The organism is Arthrobacter sp. CJ23, from assembly GCF_024741795.1.
GTDB lineage: Bacteria > Actinomycetota > Actinomycetes > Actinomycetales > Micrococcaceae > Arthrobacter.
Map to the genome: position 1 here is coordinate 2,102,271 of NZ_CP102950.1, position 15,325 is coordinate 2,117,595.

16 protein-coding genes are annotated in these 15,325 nt (G+C 66.0%); 2 read left to right on the forward strand and 14 right to left on the reverse strand.

Annotation, left to right across the window (positions count from 1 at the left end; genetic code table 11):
• Window positions 1-34: 34 nt before the first annotated feature.
• The gene (locus NVV90_RS09305; RefSeq protein ID WP_258440860.1) at window positions 35-1,063 is read right to left on the reverse strand and encodes a LacI family DNA-binding transcriptional regulator; all 1,029 of its coding nucleotides are present in this window, start codon (window positions 1,061-1,063) and stop codon (window positions 35-37) included.
• Between the two features lie 152 nt (window positions 1,064-1,215).
• Window positions 1,216-1,749, reverse strand: a complete 534-nt coding sequence (locus NVV90_RS09310; RefSeq protein ID WP_258440861.1) for a MarR family winged helix-turn-helix transcriptional regulator — start codon at window positions 1,747-1,749, stop codon at window positions 1,216-1,218.
• 107 nt (window positions 1,750-1,856) lie between these two features.
• Here NVV90_RS09310 and NVV90_RS09315 point away from each other — a divergent pair, with 107 nt between their 5' ends.
• Window positions 1,857-3,122, forward strand: coding sequence for an NAD(P)/FAD-dependent oxidoreductase (locus NVV90_RS09315; RefSeq protein ID WP_258440862.1), 1,266 nt, complete (start codon window positions 1,857-1,859; stop codon window positions 3,120-3,122).
• Between the two features lie 193 nt (window positions 3,123-3,315).
• Here the strand turns inward: NVV90_RS09315 and NVV90_RS09320 are convergent, their stop codons facing one another.
• The 8 genes from NVV90_RS09320 to NVV90_RS09355 form a co-directional block, all read right to left on the reverse strand.
• Window positions 3,316-3,456: a hypothetical protein gene (locus tag NVV90_RS09320; protein WP_258440863.1), complete on the reverse strand. Its 141-nt coding sequence runs from the start codon at window positions 3,454-3,456 to the stop codon at window positions 3,316-3,318.
• A gap of 81 nt (window positions 3,457-3,537) precedes the next feature.
• Window positions 3,538-3,753: a hypothetical protein gene (locus tag NVV90_RS09325; protein WP_258440864.1), complete on the reverse strand. Its 216-nt coding sequence runs from the start codon at window positions 3,751-3,753 to the stop codon at window positions 3,538-3,540.
• 89 nt (window positions 3,754-3,842) lie between these two features.
• Window positions 3,843-4,781, reverse strand: coding sequence for a zinc-binding alcohol dehydrogenase family protein (locus NVV90_RS09330; RefSeq protein ID WP_258440865.1), 939 nt, complete (start codon window positions 4,779-4,781; stop codon window positions 3,843-3,845).
• A 65-nt stretch (window positions 4,782-4,846) separates the two neighbouring features.
• Window positions 4,847-5,785: a fumarylacetoacetate hydrolase family protein gene (locus NVV90_RS09335; RefSeq protein WP_258440866.1), complete on the reverse strand. Its 939-nt coding sequence runs from the start codon at window positions 5,783-5,785 to the stop codon at window positions 4,847-4,849.
• Window positions 5,782-6,828, reverse strand: a complete 1,047-nt coding sequence (locus NVV90_RS09340; protein ID WP_309304108.1) for an aminoglycoside phosphotransferase family protein — start codon at window positions 6,826-6,828, stop codon at window positions 5,782-5,784. Before NVV90_RS09340 ends, NVV90_RS09335 begins: the two co-directional genes overlap by 4 nt.
• Entirely contained in the window at window positions 6,825-8,129 is a 1,305-nt protein-coding gene (gene eno / locus NVV90_RS09345) for a phosphopyruvate hydratase (protein WP_258440868.1), read from the reverse strand. Before eno ends, NVV90_RS09340 begins: the two co-directional genes overlap by 4 nt.
• Entirely contained in the window at window positions 8,126-9,112 is a 987-nt protein-coding gene (locus NVV90_RS09350; RefSeq protein ID WP_258440869.1) for a C-terminal binding protein, read from the reverse strand. The genes eno and NVV90_RS09350 overlap by 4 nt, the downstream gene beginning before the upstream one ends.
• Window positions 9,109-10,191, reverse strand: a complete 1,083-nt coding sequence (locus NVV90_RS09355) for a fumarylacetoacetate hydrolase family protein (RefSeq protein ID WP_258440870.1) — start codon at window positions 10,189-10,191, stop codon at window positions 9,109-9,111. Before NVV90_RS09355 ends, NVV90_RS09350 begins: the two co-directional genes overlap by 4 nt.
• 183 nt (window positions 10,192-10,374) lie before the next feature.
• Between NVV90_RS09355 and NVV90_RS09360 the strand changes: the two genes are divergently transcribed.
• Window positions 10,375-10,905: a cupin domain-containing protein gene (locus NVV90_RS09360; protein ID WP_258440871.1), complete on the forward strand. Its 531-nt coding sequence runs from the start codon at window positions 10,375-10,377 to the stop codon at window positions 10,903-10,905.
• A 99-nt stretch (window positions 10,906-11,004) separates the two neighbouring features.
• On the opposite strand, the gene NVV90_RS09365 is transcribed toward NVV90_RS09360, so the two are convergent.
• The 4 genes from NVV90_RS09365 to NVV90_RS09380 form a co-directional block, all read right to left on the reverse strand.
• Entirely contained in the window at window positions 11,005-12,114 is a 1,110-nt protein-coding gene (locus NVV90_RS09365) for an alcohol dehydrogenase catalytic domain-containing protein (protein ID WP_258440872.1), read from the reverse strand.
• Between the two features lie 60 nt (window positions 12,115-12,174).
• Entirely contained in the window at window positions 12,175-12,717 is a 543-nt protein-coding gene (locus NVV90_RS09370; protein ID WP_258440873.1) for a carboxymuconolactone decarboxylase family protein, read from the reverse strand.
• A 26-nt stretch (window positions 12,718-12,743) separates the two neighbouring features.
• A complete protein-coding gene (locus NVV90_RS09375; protein ID WP_258440874.1) occupies window positions 12,744-13,745 on the reverse strand; it encodes a VOC family protein in 1,002 nt (333 codons plus the stop codon).
• Between the two features lie 117 nt (window positions 13,746-13,862).
• Window positions 13,863-14,894, reverse strand: coding sequence for a LacI family DNA-binding transcriptional regulator (locus tag NVV90_RS09380; RefSeq protein WP_258440875.1), 1,032 nt, complete (start codon window positions 14,892-14,894; stop codon window positions 13,863-13,865).
• Between the last annotated feature and the right edge of the window lie 431 nt (window positions 14,895-15,325).

The following is a 15,325-nucleotide window of genomic DNA, read 5'->3' on the forward strand; positions in this document are numbered from 1 at the left end:
GGGTCGAGATAGTCAGAGGTACCTCTGAGGCACCTTACTCGACGGCGGCAGTCGACTCCCGGATAACAAGCTTAGGTTTGATGCCCGAGGAACTGGGCGCAACGCCCGTGTCGATCGCCGAGGCCAACAGGGCGAATGCCCTGGCGCCCAGATCGCGGAAATCCTGCCGCACGGTGGTGAGGGCCGGGCGCCACATGGCAACGTAGGGCTGGTCGTCGAAACCAATCACGGAGACGTCCTCCGGGACGCGCTTGCCGTTGTCAAGAAGCGCGCTGATTACACCGATGGCAACGTCGTCATTGCCGCAGAAGACTGCCGTTACGTCATCTCTGGCCGCCAGCTCTTTGCCTACGCGGTAGCCGCTGGCTGGCTCCCAGGTGGCATGCACGACGGGTGGGATGGGGACACCGGCTGCCGTCAATGCTGCGCGCCAGCCTTCGGTACGGCCTGAATGTTTGCCCATTGTCGGAACGGAAACGTGGTGAACCGTCCGGTGGCCAAGCGACAGGAGATGGTTGGTTGCGTCCCTCCCCGCGCCGCGCTCATCGAGAAGCGCTGCGGGAGTTTTTCCAGTCCGCCTGCTTCCACCTCCGGCCGACACCAGCGGGACGGATTGGGGGAATGCCTTCACCGCTGCAAGGCCAGGCCGGTCGAACTCAAGGATGATGACACCGGCAACGGGCTGGGAAAGGACGAGGTCGATGGCCGCGTTGACGGCGTCATCGTCATCGGACTCAATCACCGAGATGATCACGGACAGTCCGGCGTTCCGCGCGGCCTGCTCGATGCCTTCGATGGTCTTGGCATAACCGTAGTTTGAGGTTGCGCCGGTCAGCACGGCAACCATGGATCGCTTCCCGGACCTGGTGGCCCGCGCAGCTCCGTTAGGCCGATAACCGAGCTCCGCGACAGCATGCATAACCCGCTCGCGGAGTTCAGGCGCCACGTACTTGCTGCTGTTCAAGACCCGCGAAACCGTAGGCACGGACACTCCTGCGGCCTTGGCGACGTCGCTCAGCACGGGCACTTTCTGCTTTAGGGGATAGTCCGAATCCTTGGTCACAGACACCAGCGTAACGGCAATCCGGTGTGGACGGCCGAGGTTCTGGGTTTTGCAGGCAATCGTTATCTTCCGCTCTAGTGCTCTCGCCTACGACACGGGTCGAGCCCGTCTCCCAGGCCGGCCGCGGGCATGGCGCCTAAATACGGAGCGGCTCAGGCGGAGTTCGACGACGGCGCGCGGCCGCCGTCGTCGTTCGCGTTCCGGCCGGACGCATCACCCAGCCGCCCGGCCGCCTCCTGTTGGATGCGCGCGGCTTTGGACGAATAGTCCGCGATGACGCGCAGTTCTTCGTCGCTGTACCCCTCCAGGAGACTCGCCATGCCGCCCATGAAGTCGACGAAGTGGGGCATTGCAGCCATGACCTGGTCCCCGACCAACTCGATCAGGACCTTCCGTTTATCGCCCTCGTGCCGGACCCGGCGTGCCACACCCTTGCTCTCGAGCCGTTGCATCAATCCCGTGACCGAGGCCGGAGCCAGCCCGGAATGTTCGCCGAATTCCCCCGCCGTCATGGGTCCGAAGCGCAGGAGGATGTCGATCGCCTTACCCTCGGTTGCGGACAGTCCGCGCAACTCGGACAGCTTTGTGTGGAACATGACGGCCGCCGTCGAAAGCTCCCGTCCCGAGGCAAAGACCGCCTCAAGCAAATCCTGGCGCTGAGTGTTGGGGCTCGGTTGGGTCTCCATCCTCTGAGGCTAGCAAATTATTTCGTCTCACCGAAAGGATTGACGACGCCTGCTCGCCAACATATATTTCTTTTAACCGAACGAAAGAAATCTCAGGGGAGTCCACCATGCTGAACTGTCTCGTCATCGGGTCCGGAATCGCCGGACTCGCCACCGCCATCTCGCTGCAGAAAGCCGGCCATCACGCCACTGTCTTCGAGGCCTACAGTGAGCCCTCGGACGGCGTCGGCGGCTTCCTCACCGTGGCCATCAATGGCTTCGATGCGCTGGAAACCCTCGGGCTCAAGGGCGCAGCCGCCGATCTGGGCTTCAGCACCCCGCAGATGTCCATGTATCTGGGTAGCACCGGGAAGCACCTCATCGACTTTGACTACGGCGGATCCCTCTCTGACGGCACCACCGCCCGCACCATGACGCGTTCCGAGCTGTATGGCATGTTCCGCGAGGCGGCCAGCCGCCGCGGGATCCGCATCGAGTATGGCAAGCGGCTCGCTACGGTGAAGGAAGCGCCCGACGGCGTCACGGCCGTTTTCGCGGACGGCACCTCCGCGCGTGGAGACCTGGTGGTAGGCGCCGACGGCCTCCACTCGGCCGTGCGGCCGCTGATCGACCCCGCATCCCCGGCTCCGCGCAACATCCCCCTGCTCAACACCGGCGGGATCGTCGAAGCCGGGTTGCTCCCGGCAGAGCTCGTGGACGTCGAGCCGGGGCGCATGAAGATGGTCTTCGGCAAGCGCTGCTTCTATTGCTACATGCAGGACCCGGAGGGCAGGATCTGGTGGTTTGCCAACCCCCTGCAGCGGTCATCGGAGGATCCGGCCACCTTGGACCACAGCGCCCGCAAGTCCTGGCTGACTCACCTCGTGGCCGGGGACCGGACCCCCATGGCCAGGATCATCGCCGCTACTGACAGCATCGTCCGGCCGTACACCACCTCCGACTTTCCGAGCATTCCCAGCTGGCATCGAGGGAGCCTCGTGCTGGTGGGAGACGCTGCCCACGCTGCATCGCCGTCGTCCGGGCAGGGTGCCTCCATGGCCATCGAAGACGCCGTCGTGCTCGGGCGATCGCTTCGAGGCATCTCGTCCGACGAGATCCCCGGCGCCCTGTCCCGCTATGAGAAAGAACGCAGGAGCCGGGCGGAATTGGTGGTCGAATGGGGCCGCCGGAATGCCGCCCCGAAGATCCGCGGCCAACTCAAGAGACTCTTCGAAGACCTGGTGTTGAAGGCTGTCTTCCGCTCACTCGCCCGGAAGACAGCCGACAACTTCGACTGGGTCTACCGCCACCACATCGACTGGGATGCACCGGTGGTTCCCAGCGAGTCCGCTGCTCCCCGCCGGCCCGCTCGCCTCACACGTTCTGGAAAGTAACCCTGCCGGCGTTGGCCCCGGACTGGGCTTCTCAGGACTGGGCGCCAGTGCGGAGTAATCGGGTAGAGAGCGGAGGGGTTGCCTGTTTGCGTCCGCGAGCCCCCATTTCATGTTTTCCACTCAAGTCAACCTGAATACCCTGTGTACCCTCCGACAGCGTCGGGCCGTGCGTCTTGGGGTAATGCGCGAGGGGTCAGATGAACGTCAGGCCGACCCAGGCAGTGGTGACGGGCGTGACGCCACCAAAGACGGCCCTGAACTCTTCCTCAAGTAGGGCACTCACGGACAGTTCGTCGGTATTCTCGTTGTTTTCTTCAAAGCGTGAGCCAGACATCGTCGTCTCCTTAGAGTTGCATGTATAGCGGAGCACCCGCAGTGTCCGCGAGACATGCGGTGTGGATTGAGTGTTTGACGTTTATGTGGCCAATTCGGAGATCGTCCCGTGTGGAACGGAGTGGGAAAGCTCCACGGTGAACGTCTGGTGGTCATGTCGGGTCACCAGCACTCCGCGCCCGGGTTCCTTGAGAGCTTCCCGGATCGCTCCCTCGACGGCTCGGTCGAGCTTGTTCTCGAGCTCCCTGCGGTGGGTGATCCTGACCTCTATGGCATAGCGGATCGTCGCGTCAATCATTGGGGTCCTTCTTCTGGCCTTGGTTTTTCTCATGGTCGTTGGTCTGGTGGGTATTGCTCCCTCGAACGGGAAGGGCTGACTTGCCGGCATCATGGGGTTAGAACGAGCTTGCTGGGGGCGCCCTGTTGCTGCAGCTCCCAAGCCCGCTGGCAATCAGCGAGCGGGAGGGTCATCGTATCGACGGTCAACGCGCCGGTGGCTGCAAGCCCGGTCAGTTTCAGGTAAGCGTCGCGGCGGACTTGAGCCGGCGGATCGACGTGGGCGAACCCGAGGATCTCCAGGCGTGTTCCGCGGATGAGGCTGGCCGGCAGCTGGATGGTTGCCGCGGCGGACTGGCCGATCTGGATGTGACGGGCGCCGCGGGCGGCGACGTGCATGGCGGCCAGGGCGGGGTCGCCCCAGACCGGGTCGATGATGACGTCGAAGCCGCGGTCGCCTGCGACGTTGCGGAAGGCGCCCACCAAGTCGGCGTCCGGTGTGATCGTGACGGTCGCGTCGGCGCCCCGCTCAATGGAAAGGGCCAGCCGTTCGGGGTCCCTGTCTGCGGCGACCACCCTGCCCGCGCCGAGGGCTTTGGCGAGCTGGACGGCAACCGACCCGAGCGCGCCGGTCGCGCCGAGCACCAGCACATTCTGGCCGGGCTGCAGCTTCGCCCGCCAGGTGAGGGCGAGCCACGCGGCCAGTCCAGTGTTGCCAAGTGCGGCCGCGGTGACGTCGTCAACCCCGTCGGCAAGGTCGAGCAGATCATCCTCGGCAACGACTGTGCGTTCCGCCCAGGAGCCGTGAGGCGCCACCGGTGACGTGAAGAAGACCCTGCGGCCAGTGCCGGTCCGGCCTACTCCGTCGGCCCCGATCACGTAGGGCAGTGTTCCCGGGTCGCCGTAGGCGCCGGATGCCCGGGCAAGGTCGAGGTGGTGGACGCCGGCCGCGGTGATGTCGACGACAACATGGCCGGCGTCGGGCTGCGGGTCCGAAAAATCTGCGTAGCTTGGCGTGGTTCCGGTATGGGTCAGAACGGCGGCTTTCATATTGTGTTCCTTCGTGTCTGGGTTGGGGGACTGGGTGGCCCGCGCTCGGCGATGTGCGCAGGTGGTCAGCCCGGTCGGTCTGTCTCGGCGGAGATGATCTGCACGCTGATTGTTCCGAGGCCGCTGATCCGCCCCTGGAGCTGGTCGCCGACGTGCATCCAGGTCCCGGTGCTGAGCCCGACACCGGCGGGAGTTCCGGTGAGCACGACGTCGCCCGGTTCGAGGGTCACGTGCTCGCTGATCCGGGAGACAAGCTCGGGCACCGACCAGATCAGGTCGGAGGTGTTGGCATCCTGCCGGAGCTCGCCGTTGAGCCAAAACTGCAGCTGCAGGCTGGTGTCGTCGATGAAGCGTGCGGGTACGATGCCCGGCCCGAGCGGACAACTGTCGTCGAAGACCTTGCCGCCGAAGAGGTCAAACTTGACGAGGTGCTTGGGATGGCGCTGCCAGTCCCGCGCCGACAGGTCCAAGGCGATCGTGTAACCGGCGATGTGCTCACGAGCCCGGTCCACCGGGATGTGCCGGCCTCGCCGGCCGATGACGAACGCCAGCTCAAGCTCGTAGTCGAACTTCTCGGTCTGGGTGGGGTAGTGGACGGATCCACCCTGGCCGACGAGGGTGGTGGTGGGCGGTTTGAGGAAGAAGACCGGGATGTTGTCCTCTTTCGAGAAGTCCGTGTGGCCACCGTCGTTGAGGACGTGGTCGTAGAAGTTGGCGCCGGTGCAGATGACCTTGTTTGGGTACTGCAGCGGTGTTAGCCAGTCCTCGGGCTTTGCCGGCTCGGCGACCGGCCCGACTGGACTGCTCAAGAGGGCGTCGACGGCGGCAAGCAGCAGGGGCTCGGCGGTCTCCCAGTTGGCGAAGACGGTCATCAGCCCGGCCGCCGGATTGGCGGCCAGTATCTCGGGCGCGAGGTCGGTGAGCCTGTACAGGCGGCCGTCAGGGAGCCGGAGCACGGGGGTGGGCGTTCCGTCGATCCGGACGGTGGACAGGGAGAACGTCACAGGGTCTGCTCCTTGATGTGCGTCGTGCCGGCGACGGCCGCACCGGGCGTCAGCATCCACTCGTCGACGATCGAGTCGACGGTCGATCCGGGCCGGGACATCAGGGCCCGGGCAAGGTCGCGCACCTGGCCGCGTTGCGGGGGTGCCAGGTACTCCACCGGGGAAGCGCCGTCGACGCGGGCCAGGGCGAGCAGCGGCAGCAGGGCCGCGACCCGGCCCATCAGGTCTGCCGCCGGCTCCCAGTCAATGTGCCGGGCGTAGCCATCCAGCAGCATGCGGACAGAGCGGTGCAGCCGCGCGGTGTGGTCGGGCACGATGATCGCCTTGAGCAGCAGGTGGTTCAGGCAGAACGCGACGTCGAACGCAGGGTCACCGAACCAGCCGCACTCCGCGTCGAGCAGTACCGGGCCATGCGGACCGAGAAGAATGTTCTTGGGGCTGACGTCGCCGTGCACCACCGTCAGATGCGTGCCGGCGGTCACCGCGGCGAGCTCCTCGATCCGGTCGGCCAGATCGGGGTTGGCACGGGCGGTGACCCGGAAATAGGGCTCGATGCGAAGGGCGCTGAAGTTGTCGTCGGTGGCGAACAGGTCCGCGGCCGAGGGGTCCTTGGCGCTCGCCGAGTGCAGCCGGCCGACCAGGTCGCCGACGGCGTGCGCGGCGGCCGGGTCTACCTGCCCGGCAAGGAGCTGGTCCTTCCAGACCGGGAAGTCCTCGGGCGGGAGGAATTGCATGGCGAACAGTCCGTCTTGCTCGTCGTGGGCGAGCACTTCGGGGACCTGCGTGGGAGCGACGGCGGCGGCAAACTGCAGCCACTCGTACTCCACCCGGTTGCGGGAGATGGGCGCGTGCCATTCCTGCGTCACCTTCAGCCGGGCCAACGCCCCTTTCACGCAAAGTGTTCGCCCAGGCAGGGACACCTGCCACAGGTCCGAGCTCACGCCACCGGTCAAGGGGGTAAGTATTGCCTGTTCCTCTGGCTGCATCAGCTCGTGGCGGCGCAGGAAATCCTGCACGCGGGTCCGGGGCTCGGCGCCGTTCATCGGCCACCGTCAGCGGACAAGGCCAATGTGGGCAGATTCCTGAAGCCGAGCGTCGAGTCCTCGGCTATCCGCACCAGCTGGTTGTACTTCGCGAGTCGCTCGGAGTTCCGCACGGATCCGATCTTAATCTGCCCGGCTGCGGTGCCGACAGCCAAGTCCGCGAGGAAGTCGTCCTCGGTCTCCCCGGATCGTGCAGACACTACAGGGGCGTAACCCGCGGCGCGCGCCTCGGCGACCACATCGAGGGTGCCCGTCAGGGTGCCGTTCTGATTGACCTTGACCAGGACCCCGTTTGCGACTCCGCGGGAGATGCCGTCGGCGAGCCGTTGGCTATTTGTGGTGAAGAGGTCGTCGCCGATCAACCTGACCCGATGGCCGAGGCGTTTGGTCAGCGTCTGCCAGCCAGCCCAGTCATCCTCGTCGAGCGGGTCTTCGATGGAGACGATCGCGAAACGGTCGACCCAGGACGAAACCATGTCGATCATGTCCGCGGTGCTGAGATGCCGTCCCTGCCGGCGCAGGTGGTAGTCGCCGGCGTTGCTGTCGTACAGGGAGGTCGCAGCCACGTCGATGGCGATGGCTATGTCAGTGCCGGGCTGCAGGCCGGCGGCTTCAATGGATTGGGTGATGAGTTCGAGGGCCTCCTCGCCGGTGCGGCAGCCCGGGCTCAGGCCGCCCTCGTCGGCCAGCAGGGTCGGCAGCCCCCGTTCGGCGCAGAGGCCAGCGGCAGCCGCGCGGACGCGGGAGGTGAGCTGGATCGCTTCGAGTGCGGAGGTGGCCGCGACCGGTACGGCCAGGAAATCCTGGACGTCCATACCGCGGCCGGCGTGGAGGCCGCCGGAAAGGATGTTGACCATCGGCATCGGCAGCACCGGCTCGTCGACGCCGGCGAGTTGAGCGATCCGTTGATACAGCGGCAGCCCGCTGGACATGGCGGAGGCGCGGCAGACCGCCAGCGAGGTGCCGAGCACGGCGTTGGCACCGAGCCGCGACAGGTTGGGGGTCCCGTCGAGCTCCCGCAGCCGCTCGTCGATAGCCCGCTGGTCGTCGACGTCGTAGCCGCGCAGCGCGGCGGCGATCTCGCCGTTCACGTTGTCGACTGCCGCGGTAACCCCGAGGCCGCCGAACACCGACTGGTCGCCGTCGCGCAGCTCGTGGGCTTCGTGGGTGCCGGTGGAAGCCCCGGAGGGTACTGAGGCGCGGGCAACGGCGCCGGTGTCGAGGATAATGTCGACCTCGACGGTCGGGCGGCCGCGGGAGTCGAAGATCTGTCGGCCATGGACGGTGTGGATTGTGCTCAAGATGACACTCCAGTGGAGAGGGCGGACGGGGTGTTGCAGGGGTAGTGGGCCGGTTCGCCGTGGAGGACGCGCACGACCTCCTCGGCGGCGCTGCGGCGCAGGTCGATGATCGACGCGTCGGAGGCGAAGGCGATGTGGGGGGTGACGATCACCCCGGGGTGGGTCAGCAGCTCTGCGGGAACCGTTGGCTCTTCCTCCAGGACGTCCAATCCTGCTCCGCCGAGATGCCCAGCCTCCAGGGAAGCGAGCAAGGCGGTGGTGTCGATCAGTCCGCCGCGGCTGACGTTGATCAGGAAGGCGTCCTGCGGCAGAAGCGCCAGCTCCCGTTCGCCGATCAGGTGATGGGTCTGCGGGACCAAGGGTGCGTGCAGGACGACAACATCGCTGGTGGCGAGGAGGTGGTCCAGGGACAGCACCTCGAGGCCTGTGTCGGCAGGAGCGTGCGGATCGCTGATCACAACGCGGGCTCCGAGCGCCCGCAGCTTGGCGGCAGTGGCTTTGCCGATCCGGCCGTACCCAATAACGCCGCAAGTCAGGTTCGAGAGGCGCCGAAGCCGAGCCCCGGCAGGGTTCCATCTACCGGCGCGGACGTCTCGGTCGGCGGTGACCAGGCCGCGGGTCCAGGCCAGCGCCAACCCGACGGCGTGATCGGAGACTTCCGCGACGCAGTAGTCCGGTACGTTCGTGACCTGCACTCCATGATCGGTGGCTGCGGAAACGGCGATGTTGTCCAGGCCCACCCCCATCCGGGCGACGACATGCAGCGGGGCCGAGGATGCGATCGCTGCGGCGGACACAGTTGCCCAGCAGGTGAGGATGGCCGCCGGCTGGTGTTCGGCGACCAGGGCGTCGATGGTCTCGACCGGCGCCGGGTCGGCAGGGCCGGCGACGACACTGAAGCCGGCGTCTTCGAGGATGCCTCGTTCGATGCTGTCGTCGGGCCAGGCCCGATCAGTCAGCAGGACGGTCTGCTGCGGGGTCATAGCGCGTTCTCCTTAGTCGTGGTCAAGCCTTGTGCGGCCCGAATCGGGTGGAAATTGATCGGATAAGAGGTGGGGCTCACGCAGCGGGTGATCTGTTCTCCCAGCCCGGACACCGATGCTCTGACGGTGTCTCCCGGGCGAAGGAAGCGGCCGTGATGGAGGCCGAAGCCGGCTGGAGACCCGGTGCAGAGCAGATCGCCGGGGCGAAGCCGGGTGTGCCGGGACAGGCACGAAAGCTGTTCGGGAATGCTGAACAGCATGTCGTCGGCAGTGTCGTCTTGCATGAGAGTGCCGTTGAGGGACAGCTGCAGCCGGAGCGCCGAAGGGTCGGGGACCTGCCACACGGGCACGAACCACGGTCCGAGCGGGAGCGATCCGTGCATCCCTTTGCATTGCAACCAGTCGCTGCCCAGCACGGGGAGGTCGGGCCGGACGACGCGGGAGCGGATCGTCAGGTCATTGACCACGCAGTAACCGGCAATGACCCCGTGCGCATCTGACGGCGTCAGTTTCGAGCCGGACGCTCCGATGACGGCACCGATCTCGACCTCCCAGTCCAGGGTGTCCACGTCCGGATCCAGAACGAGCTCACCCTCCGGGGTACCGACCCGGTCAATGCTGGTCAGGCAGACGTAGGGGGCGCCATCCCGGCGTCGCTGCTTCAGCGCCTGCACGGTGGCTGCGCGCAGACGATCGGCGTCGGCTGCGTCACCGCCGTCGACAGCGGCCTCGATGACCTGCCGCCTGTAGTTGCCGATGGTACAGAACAGCTGTCCGGGCCGGAGCGGAGCCTCCAGCCTGAGCGAGGCGACTGGAATGCCAGTCTCAGCGATCGCCAGCGCGGTCTGGGGCAGATCGGTCAACCGTCGAAGCCCGGCGCGATGGGTGGCCCATTGCCGGACCAGATCGGTGACCGAGGTGAACCTTGCGCACGGCCACTGCTCCGCCCACCTCCCCAGCGGGAGCGCCCGGTCCCGGTGAACCAGCCAGACCGCCGCTGTTTCCTCCGGCAAGCCTGCCTGGGCCAGCACGACGCCGGTAGGGGCAAAGTGTGGATGTTGGTCGTCATCTTCGATCATGTGCTAACGATAGCATAGCGGCGGACGAGACGTCACCCCCTGACGACATAGATCCATCATGCTGCGACTGCGCGCGATCTCTGATGAGGAGCCCCGAATTGCCGCCGACTCATGAATCATTGACAGAGTGGGCCAGCCGCGAGATAGTGCTAACGATCGCATGCCCCAATGAGAGGAACTGAAGTGACAGTGCGCAGAGTGGTCACCGGTACGGACGGGGCAGGAAAGTCGGTGTTCGTGTCGGACGGGACGGTGCCCAACAGCCACGATTTCGAGACAATGCCTGGACAGGCCCAGATCCGGGTTTGGTTTACCCCCGGGGTGCCCTCCACCGCGCCACCTGAAGCCGAGCCCACCGATAATCACGGGCCGGTGGTCCCAGGCCCTGGCGGTGCAAGCTTCGTGATCGTGCGTTACGCCCCTGAATCGGTGGTGCTGAGCCCGGATTTCGATCCAACCGCAGCGGGTGAGGAACTGGCGAGCTACGCACCGGACCTGGCTACGGTGTTTGAGCCGGACGGAAAGCACCGCACCCGGAGCGTCGACTACGGGGTGGTGCTGGAAGGGGAGGTTTGGCTCGAGTTGGACGACGGCGCGCAGGTGCGCCTGACGCCTGGCGACACCGTCGTGCAGCTCGCCGCACGGCATGCCTGGCGGAATAAAGCGCAGGCGCCGGCGACGGTGGCGTTTGTGCTCACCGGCGTCAGCGCCTAAGTGCTATAGGGGGCCAGTGCAGAGGTAGGGGGGCGCACGCGCGCCCCCCCCTACACGGCGGCCGGTGGTCCATGAAGTGGACCACCGGCCGCTGTGTCGTCAGGGAATGACGACGTAGTTGCTGAAGCCCCCGCGCGGGTCTTTCAGCCGTCCGGAGATGGCGGTGTTGACGTCCGACAATGGGAACGCTTCGGTCTCCAGGTACGTGAGGTCGAGGGTGCCGGTCTCGATCATATCGGCCATCTCCTGCCCCTGGGCCGCAGTGAACCAGTTCGAGCCGATGATCTGGACCTGCTCGTCCATCAGCCACTTCATGTCCACCGGGACCTCGTCCGCAACCCCGCCGACGTTGACCACGCGTCCGCCGCGCCGGACCCCCCGCATGGAGTCGACCATGGTGGCGGCGTCCGCCCTGGCCCCGAGGGCGCTGATCACGAAGTGGGCGCCGTCGCCACGCGTCCGGGCCTTGGCCCACTCCCCGGACGACTGCTCGCCGAGGTTCATTACCTCGATCCTGCCCGGTGCCAGTGCCTTCACCCGCTGGAGTAGCTCCTCGTTGCGGCCCGTGCCCAGGATCTTGGCCACTCCCATGCTCAAGCAGAGCACAGTCGCGGCCACACCCAGCGTCCCGGTGATGCCGTCTATCAGGCCCACGGTGCCCGGTCCGGCGCCAGCCAGTCGGAGCGCTCCGTAGGCGGTGCCGATGTAGCCGAAACGTGCGGCCAGCTCGAACGGAAGGTTGTCGGGGATCTTGACCAGAGCCTGCTGTGGCGCGGTCATGAACTCACTGAACCCGCCATAAGGGTAGAGGTCGAAGATCCGCTGGCCGTCGCGTGAGGTGCTGAAATACCCGTTGAGGGTGTAGTAGCGGCAGCGGCTGGGGGTGCCCCCGGAACAGGCGTAGCAGCTGCCGCAGGATCGCAGCGGGCTCACGTACACCCGGTCGCCGGGCTTGACGTTGATGACCGACTCTCCGACCTCCTCCACTACCCCGGTGGGATCAAGCCCGAAGATGGCCGGGAAGGCAGGGATGGGCTGGTGGGGGAACCAGGTGGGCCAATTGTTGATCACGTTTGCCATGTTCGGCACGATGCCGACGGCCTTTACCCTGACCAGAACGTCGGTGGGCCGGGGTTTGGGTACTTCGATGGTGTCGATCGACATGGGTTCGCCGATCTTATGCAGTCGGGCTGCGCGCATCGTCGCCATTGACGGGCTCCTTCTAGGGAAGAAAAGGGTTGTTGTGAGGGAGTGGGCCTGCCGGAAAAGTTACTTGCGGTAGCCGTCCTCGAGCTCAATGTCGAGCAGACCCATGATTCGTACGCCGGAGTTGTACCAGGCGATGGTCAGCGTGAGCTCCACCATCTGCTGGTCGTCGAGGTGTTTGGCCGCGTCCGCCCAGGTGGCATCGGACACGTGCACCTTGGTGGTCGATTCGCGTGCCAGGGCTATCACGGCACGTTCGGCCTCGTTGAACGACTCCGGGCTCGCGCCGTCCGCCACAGCGGCCAGCTGCTCGTCTGTGAGACCGGCCTTGCGTCCGTGCGACTGGTGGTGGGCGATCTCGTACTCCGAGCCGCTGGCGTGGCCGACCGACAGGATCGCCAGCTCGCGCAGCTTCGGGCTCAGCAGTGAGCCGTCACGCATGGCGTTGGCGTAGGACAAGAACGCGTCGAGCAGAACGGGGGCGTTGGCCAGCGAGCGGAAGATGTTGGCGGTCGGCAGTTTGCGCTCGGCCTCGAGGCGATCCCACAGCGGCTGCTGGTGGACCGAAGCTGCGTCGTCGCGGGACAGGGAGGGAACTCGGGACATGATTTGATACTCCAGTCGGGTTGGGGTCAGCGGGGCTGGGGGGTGGACAGGAACTTCTCCAGTGTCATCGGGGCAGGACGGACGGCCGGCGACTTCAGGGGGACGTCGTTGAAGGGCGAGGCCTCGAAGTACCACTGCTCCAGGGCGGGGAGCCCCCAGCGAGCGTTGGTGCTGACCGATGCGGCGTCCCAGCGCACGGGTTCGGTCTCGAGATCTATGGTCTGGTAGTGGCTGTTGAAGACCTCGACGCGATGGCCGTCCGGATCGCGAAGGTACGCGAAGAGCATGCCGCCCGGGCCGTGGCGGCCGGGGCCGCGCTCCACCTGGTCGCCGTAGCCCAAGATGCCGGCGAAGTCGCAGGCGGTGAAGATGTCATGGCTCTCGGAGACGGTGTAGGCGAAATGGTGCAGGCTTGGGCCGTCGCCGGGCACCATGGCCAGGTCAAGGCAGGTGCCCTTGCGGTACATGAAGGCGCCTACCAGATCGTCGCCGTACTCCAGGTACTCGGAGTTGCGGAATCCCAGTGCGCTGTAGAACGCGCACAACTCATAGACGTCGGGTGTGAGCAGTTGGAAGTGGTCCAGCCGCTGGGCGTGGGCGCCTTGGTACTGCTCGAAGTTGATGTGCAGCCGGGGCCGGGTCTCCATGGTTGCGCACAGCTCCAGTGGCGTCCCGACCGGGTCGGAGACATGCAGGGTGCGGCCTTGGTGCGGCATCTGCACCCACTCGGCGGGGAGGCCGCGGTCGCGGAAGTAGCGGTAGGCCTCGTCCAGGTCCTCCTCGAAGAAGACGCGGAATCCGATCCGGCGGGCCGTGCCGCCGTCGCGGCTTTTTTCCAGCACGAGGCTGTGGTGACAGGCCTCGGCCAGGCCGCGCAGGTAGACGGTTGACTCGTCCTCCTCGGTCACCACCAGGCCGAGGACCCTGGTGTAGAAGTCGCGGCTCTCGGCCAGGTCGGCGACATTAAGGCGCAGATGGCTGGTTCGGGTGATGTTGAACGGGGGGCGCAGATCGACCGGTGGCAGCATAATGTCTATCTCCAATGGAATCGAGGGTGCTATCGTTAGCAATTTTACTTGTAGGACGCGCAAGCGCGCGTTTTTTGGTACACACGCAAGCGCGTGCCTCTTGCTGGTGGAGCGGTTTCAGGCGGAGCGCTCGCGCGTCGCCGCCGGGGGTGCGGCAGTGCTGCCGCGCGGCAAAAGCCAGCCCACCGACGTCGACTCGTAGGGGTCGTTGCCGGTCGGCGGGTTGTTGAGTCGGCGGATGAACCAGAGCCCGCAGGAGCTGGCCACGTCGCCGATGGGGAGACTGATGGTGGTCAGGCCGGGTCCCCACCAGGAGAACCCGCTCTGATCGCCGAAGCCGACGACGGACAGCTCCGTGGGGACGTCGACTCCCATCTCCAGCAGGCCGTCCAGCACGCCGACGGTGTGCAGGACGGACCCCAGGACTATGGCGGTTGGTGGGCCCGGCAAGTTCAGCAAGCGACGGACTGCCTCTTGAGCGTGCTCGGGCGAGGCCGGAGGGCCGAGTTCGACCAGGTTGGAGCGCGGCGAAACGCCCCGGTCGCGCAGGGCCAGGCGGTAGCCCTCGAGTCGTTCCCGGCCGGTGGGCAGGTCGGCCGGCGGGCCGATGTATGCGATCCGGGTGTGGCCCAGATCCAGCAGATGCGTCGTAGCGTCTTGCAGCGCCCGGCGATCATCGAGACCGAACCAGTGCGCGCCCAAGGACGAGTGCCTTCGCAGCAACTGGACGTGCGGCATACCCCGCAGCAGGTTGACCGAATCACTGTGTGGGGCCGGGGTCGGTGCGATCACCACGCCCGCCGCACGGCTGGCGGACAGCTCGCGCAGGTGGCGCCGCTCGATGAGGCGATCGTCGAACGTCTCGGCCAGCATCAGCTGGTAATCCTCGCCAGCCATGATCGCGGATAGTTCGTGCGCGATGGTGTTGTAGAAGCTGTTGCGAATATCGGGGATGACCAGCCCCACAACATTGCTTGAGGCGCCCCGCATCATCCGGGCGGCATGGTTGCCCACGTAACCCAGCTCGGAGGCCGCCTCCCGGACGCGGACCTTGGTCTGCTCGCTGATGCGGGTGTCATTCGCCAGCGCTCGACCGACGGTGGAGACTGACAGCTGCAGATGTGCAGCGATATCCTTGGTCGTGACCATCGTTCCTCCTGACAAGTCTGTTAGCGGATCATCGCACGCGGGGGAATGGCCTGGGACTGTGTAGTATTGCGGCCACCCAGCACGCCGATGCCTGTTCGAAGCCCCCCTTGAGGGTAGCAATGGTTGTGCGCGGCGCGCATGTGCTAACGATAGCATAGGCCCGACCAGGATCAAGCCTCGCGTCAACTCCCGAGGGAACTGATTCGATGACGCGCGCGGTTCCTGCCACTCGGCCCGGCTCGAGGTGAGTCAGACCCGGGCGTCAACTGCTTGGTTCGACCAAGAGATTCCCCTCCTGTCCGCCTGCCACCGGCAACAGCAACTCACAATCAAAATCCTCTCTTGACTCGCACTCGACTCGTGCTATCGTTAGCACTGGTTACTTTCCCCCTCATGTGATGGGGAGTCCGCCTCACAGACTTGGGTCAGGA

What these genes read in the sequence shown, in the direction of transcription:
- NVV90_RS09350 (WP_258440869.1), bottom strand. Translation starts at nt 9,112, where the DNA reads ATGACCCCGCAGCAGACCGTCCTGCTGACTGATCGGGCCTGGCCCGAC.
- NVV90_RS09310 (WP_258440861.1), bottom strand. Translation starts at nt 1,749, where the DNA reads ATGGAGACCCAACCGAGCCCCAACACTCAGCGCCAGGATTTGCTTGAG.
- NVV90_RS09370 (WP_258440873.1), bottom strand. Translation starts at nt 12,717, where the DNA reads ATGTCCCGAGTTCCCTCCCTGTCCCGCGACGACGCAGCTTCGGTCCAC.
- NVV90_RS09365 (WP_258440872.1), bottom strand. Translation starts at nt 12,114, where the DNA reads ATGGCGACGATGCGCGCAGCCCGACTGCATAAGATCGGCGAACCCATG.
- NVV90_RS09375 (WP_258440874.1), bottom strand. Translation starts at nt 13,745, where the DNA reads ATGCTGCCACCGGTCGATCTGCGCCCCCCGTTCAACATCACCCGAACC.
- NVV90_RS09380 (WP_258440875.1), bottom strand. Translation starts at nt 14,894, where the DNA reads ATGGTCACGACCAAGGATATCGCTGCACATCTGCAGCTGTCAGTCTCC.
- NVV90_RS09355 (WP_258440870.1), bottom strand. Translation starts at nt 10,191, where the DNA reads ATGATCGAAGATGACGACCAACATCCACACTTTGCCCCTACCGGCGTC.
- NVV90_RS09340 (WP_309304108.1), bottom strand. Translation starts at nt 6,828, where the DNA reads ATGAACGGCGCCGAGCCCCGGACCCGCGTGCAGGATTTCCTGCGCCGC.
- NVV90_RS09330 (WP_258440865.1), bottom strand. Translation starts at nt 4,781, where the DNA reads ATGAAAGCCGCCGTTCTGACCCATACCGGAACCACGCCAAGCTACGCA.
- NVV90_RS09325 (WP_258440864.1), bottom strand. Translation starts at nt 3,753, where the DNA reads ATGATTGACGCGACGATCCGCTATGCCATAGAGGTCAGGATCACCCAC.
- NVV90_RS09315 (WP_258440862.1), top strand. Translation starts at nt 1,857, where the DNA reads ATGCTGAACTGTCTCGTCATCGGGTCCGGAATCGCCGGACTCGCCACC.
- NVV90_RS09320 (WP_258440863.1), bottom strand. Translation starts at nt 3,456, where the DNA reads ATGTCTGGCTCACGCTTTGAAGAAAACAACGAGAATACCGACGAACTG.